At 37.5% G+C, this 4,914-nt stretch carries 3 protein-coding genes and 1 pseudogene; all 4 read left to right on the forward strand.

What is annotated here, in order from left to right:
• Window positions 1-730: pseudogene (locus tag DN748_RS19180) on the forward strand (hypothetical protein); the annotation flags it as partial.
• Window position 731: 1 nt separating this feature from the next.
• Complete coding sequence (locus DN748_RS18785; protein WP_112373376.1) at window positions 732-1,163, forward strand: hypothetical protein; 432 nt, start codon at window positions 732-734, stop codon at window positions 1,161-1,163.
• A 334-nt stretch (window positions 1,164-1,497) separates the two neighbouring features.
• Window positions 1,498-3,447: a hypothetical protein gene (locus tag DN748_RS18790; RefSeq protein ID WP_112373377.1), complete on the forward strand. Its 1,950-nt coding sequence runs from the start codon at window positions 1,498-1,500 to the stop codon at window positions 3,445-3,447.
• Window positions 3,419-4,666, forward strand: a complete 1,248-nt coding sequence (locus DN748_RS18795; protein ID WP_112373378.1) for an O-antigen ligase family protein — start codon at window positions 3,419-3,421, stop codon at window positions 4,664-4,666. The genes DN748_RS18790 and DN748_RS18795 overlap by 29 nt, the downstream gene beginning before the upstream one ends.
• Window positions 4,667-4,914: the final 248 nt, after the last annotated feature.

Raw genomic sequence — 4,914 nt, forward strand, 5'->3', positions numbered from 1 at the left:
TTCGGAATGCTACGACGAGTGCATATGGGTTGATGATCCAGATTACCCCGAAGAACCTGATCCTTGCGAAGATGTAGTGAATTGGGATGAATGTTATGGGGATGGAGGGGACTATTACCCGCCCGATGATATGTATGAGATCATTTTAGATCCCTCATTTATGGGGACTAAAGCAGAATGTGTTTATAATAAGTTAAACAATTTGAGTACAGGTTTTGCGAGTGCAATTAAAAAATTTGACGGGGAATTTCCGGTTGCACACTTGAAGTTGTCTCTAAGTAATAGCTTGCCTAATTCAACTAATGCAGAGACAAGTAATAGCGGGGCACTCCATATTGAAATTACATTAAATGGAAATACATTACCCAATCGAACTGTATTAGGTTTGGCGCGAACTTTGGTGCATGAAACAATACATGCGGAGATGTTTCGTAAGTTACGGTCTGTTGGATATTCAGTTTCAATCGATGATTTTCCGGGAATTTATGATTATTATAGAAGACATGGAAACTGGCAACACGAACAAATGGCTGCGCACTATCGACAAACCATAGTTGATATTTTAAAAGAGTTTGATAATACTCAACATACTAATCAATTTTATAATGATCTTGCTTGGGAAGGACTTAGTGGAACAACTGCCTGGAATGAATTGTCGAGTACAGAGAGAATACGTATAACTAACGTAATAAGTAGTTATAAAGGCATAGGTAATAAAACATGTAACTAAAATGAAAAATAGTATAGTTTTTTTATTAATAGGGATTTCATGCCTTTTTTCATATTCCCAAACTAAGGATGTTGTTCATCTATCTTTTAATTTGAAAAATGAAGAAGAAAGTTGCTCCGTTCAAAAAATAGTAGAAAAGAAAGGGGTAATACGTTTCCATATTGATAATGAGCATTTTGAATGGGGTTCAAAGATGAGTTTTGATGAAATTTCAGAATCAGAATTGAGGAATATAAACATTTTAAATATTTCTTCTTTTATTGAATTAGCGGGAGATAAAAGAAAAGAACTAATAAGAGAAGGAGAAAAGACAGGAGTTATCCATGTTTTGACAAATGACAAGGTTTTTAATAAAATCTATTTGTATGAAAAAAGCAAATGGGGTGTGATTAAAAGATATGAGGTCACGTGGATAGACTCAATAATTGACTAATTTGTAAAGATGGACCTTAGGAAAATTATCGTAAACCTTATTGTTGCGCTACCGCTACCAATATTTTTAAAAATCAGGTAGCTTCCTAATGTCGTTACAGAGATAAGGAGAGATTATCGTAATATGTAGTGGAGAGAAAATATCTGATGGTTTTTTTGATGGAAAAATATACTTTGCTAAAGAAATTATTCGTGTAGAAAAAAAGGCAGGTAAAACGAATTGGGAAAAATAATTTAAAAACTACTGGATTCGCATGATTATTTGTACCCCAAAATGTAATACCACAAGTTAAAAGGGAAAGAGTAAATAATGTTAAAGTGTCAAACCGTTGAAGATGACTAAATATGTTTTAATTCTATTTACTATACTACTGGCTGCATGCCGGGATATCCCTAAAGAAGTGAGTGAAGTATTACGGTCTGCTAAAAACAATCGCTCAGAACTGAAAAAAGTAATAACTCACTATAAGCGAGTAGGTGATATGGAGAAATTACAGGCAGCGTATTACTTGATTGCGAATTTGAAGGAGCGGTATTATTGGGGTGGGGAAGCCGTTACCGAGTATGATTCTTTATTTTTCTATGTAGATTCTCTACATCAAGCCGGTATAAATATACCACCACAATCACCATTAATAAAGCGTAAATGGAAAGAACTTGTAGATGTCTACGGTACTCCAGCTCTCGATTATGCAGAAAAAAACATGGATAAGACATCTCTGTCCTCTGCCTATCTCATAGCACATATAGATCAGGCGTTCAAAGTTCGTGAAACCTTATCTTGGGGGAAACAACTCACGTTTGAGGAATTGTGCCACTACCTTTTACCTTACAGAATAGGTACAGAACGTCCGGAATTGTGGAACCACAATGTTTTTGATGAGTATCAGGGATTCCGTGACAAAAAGAAGGGGGAGCATAGAAGTGAAGTGGCCAAAAGGTTGTTTAGACACCTTAAGAAAAATACAGTTACCAACCAAGCTTTAAATCACTATCCTTTTGACTTGCCCGAAAGTTTGATGCGAATTAGCCGTCAGGGTATATGCAAACAATTAGTCTACTACAATGCGATGGTAATGCGTGGAAATGGGGTGCCGGTGGATATAGATTTTATTCCTCTGTGGGGTAATCGCAATGGCGGGCATTATTGGAATGTCCTTCTTCAAGAAGACGGAGATCGCTCTTGGTGGTATGATGCTCCGAAAAAGATGTCTTTTGGATCGTGGGTAAGACCTCGTCTTACGATGGCTAAGGTGTATAGAAAAACCTTTGAACTGCAACCGGAGGAACCTGCTTCAAATGATATACCTTCAAGACTTAAAGACCGAAATCGTATAGATGTAACCGCAGAATATACCCAAACATTTGATGTAGAAATACCATTGAAATATCCGTCTTTGACAGCAAAAGAATATGCTGTAATCTGTACTTTTAATAACAGGACATGGGCTGTTCAGGCATATGGTACAATTCACCGGGGGCATGCAACATTTAAACAAATGGGCGCAAGGGTTTTGTATTTGGCGATGTATTATCACCTGGGAAAATTGGTTCCCGCGTCCGATCCGTTTATTCTTAAAAAGGATGGGACAGTTACCTATATTTCACCTGAAGGCCTTCAGGATATGAATCTACTGAGAAAATACCCGCGTTTTTGGAGAATAGAGAAGTTTGAGAAGCGTTTAATTGGAGCCCGATTTCAGGGTGCTAATCATGCTGATTTCAGTGATGCTGTTGATTTGTTTACCATTGAGAATGCTCCGGATAGTATAGGTCAAGCTCTGATTTCAAGCCAGAAAGCCTTCAGGTATTTTCGATTGCTTTTCCATAAGGAGAAGTTGCTTAATGTTGGGGAATTGAAGTTTTATGGAATAAATGGGGATGAATTAAAAGGAGAAGTAACAGGTTTTCCTGAAATGAAAGGTTTTCCAGATACACCCTACCAAAATGCCTTTGACGGGGACATTGGGACCTATGTTCATGTACCCCAAAAAAAAGATTCTATATATAGTTGGGTAGGTTTAGATGTAGGAAGTCCTAAGCAGTTGACAAAGATACAATTTGCACCGCGAAGTGATACCAATTTTATCCTTGTAGGTGATACTTATGAGCTGCGTTATTGGGATAAGGATCATTGGGTTTCTTGTGGTAAACAGGTTGCCGGTAAACAGAAGCTCTTATATCGGTTGGTGCCAGCTAATGGGTTGTATCTGCTTCACAATCTGACAAGAGGTAAGGAAGAACGAATATTTACTTATGTGGACGGAAAACAAGTATGGTGGTAATGTGCAAAGGTATTTGCCGGTAATTGTTGTGTTGGTGGGGCTGCTGTATGCTGCTGTTTTTGCTGAAAGCCGGTCTCTTTTTATTGGCTTTGTTGCTGCGGGTTGTTATTTGGCTATAACGAGGCTATCTTATAAATACAATAATAGACAACTAGTGTTGATCTCAGGAGCATTATTAGTTGTAGTACTTTATTTGCTAGTGTTTTTGGTAAAACCAAATTCATCTAAAGGACGGATGCTTATTTATAAAGTGTCCTGGGAGATGTTTCGCGATCATTATTTAACGGGTATAGGAGAAGGTGGTTTTAAAAGGAACTATATGGATTATCAGGCCGCTTACTTTCAAGCTGGAAATTATACGGAGCAAGAGTTGTTATTGGCAGATGACACCTATTTTGCATTTAATGATTATTGGCAATTCATCATTGAATACGGGATCGTCGGTATGTTGGTTATTGCTGTTATCGGACTATTTCTGCTAAAAAGTATTTTCCGATTACCGGTAGACAAGAAAAAACATTTGCCGTATAATCTTGCTATAATCCTATTTATCGCAATTTCCATTGCAGCCTGTTTCAACCATTTGTTCGAAAAATTACTCATACAACTGATTTTTTTATGTAGTGCATCGATTATAGTATGGGGGCATTTGTATAAAAATAAAACCCGGATCTTTTTGGTGTTAGGATGCCTTTTACTCTCGGGGCTATTATTTTTCCAAACTTATGGGCATCAACTGAAACATTGGCAGGCCTACCATTATTGGGAAACCTCCCAAGCAATGGTACGGGCGGGTTTTATTACAGAGGGCCTACATCACTGCCAGGAGGTTATGTCATCACTGGAACACGAGGGCAGTTTTATGGAGTATTACGGTCGGCAACTGGAGGGAGCACGCAGGTATGACCAAGCCATTGAAATATTCAACAAGGCCTTGAAAAGCCGGAATCATCACCAGATATATGTGCATTTGGGAAAATGCTATAGTACTATTGGCAAAATGAGAGAAGCAGAAAGGGCTTTGCTTAAAGCAGTGTATATGGTCCCGAATCGATTTGAAAGTCGTTTAACTCTTTTTAAGCATTATATTACATCTGGACAAATTAACAAAGCAAGAACTTGTGGAGAATCAATACTTTCACTTCCTGTAAAAATACCTTCTGTTCGTGTAGACCAAATTCTGGATGAAGTTCGCTACAGCCTTGAGCAAATAAAATAAAGAGTTCTATTTATCTTGTGGGGTTTCACGTCACTTATTTGGATTTTTATAAAATCCCTCATTTCGAACACATATGTCCAAATATTAATAGTATTTGACATGATTTCAAGAGCCAGATAGGGTCAATCAGCTTAATTTTGGTTTTGTGTTTAACAATTAACCAACCCAATATGAAAACCACCCAAAGAGTACTTTTTTGTCTAATAGTACTGTTGCTGTCTGTGTGGTCTTGTGAGCAGTATACAGAT

The sequence above is a fragment of the Sinomicrobium soli genome, assembly GCF_003285545.1.
Lineage (GTDB): Bacteria > Bacteroidota > Bacteroidia > Flavobacteriales > Flavobacteriaceae > Sinomicrobium.

Excerpts from the sequence above, each read along its gene's own strand:
- DN748_RS18790 (WP_112373377.1), top strand. The coding sequence starts at position 1,498 with ATGACTAAATATGTTTTAATTCTATTTACTATACTACTGGCTGCATGC.
- DN748_RS18785 (WP_112373376.1), top strand. The coding sequence starts at position 732 with ATGAAAAATAGTATAGTTTTTTTATTAATAGGGATTTCATGCCTTTTT.
- DN748_RS18795 (WP_112373378.1), top strand. The coding sequence starts at position 3,419 with ATGTGGACGGAAAACAAGTATGGTGGTAATGTGCAAAGGTATTTGCCG.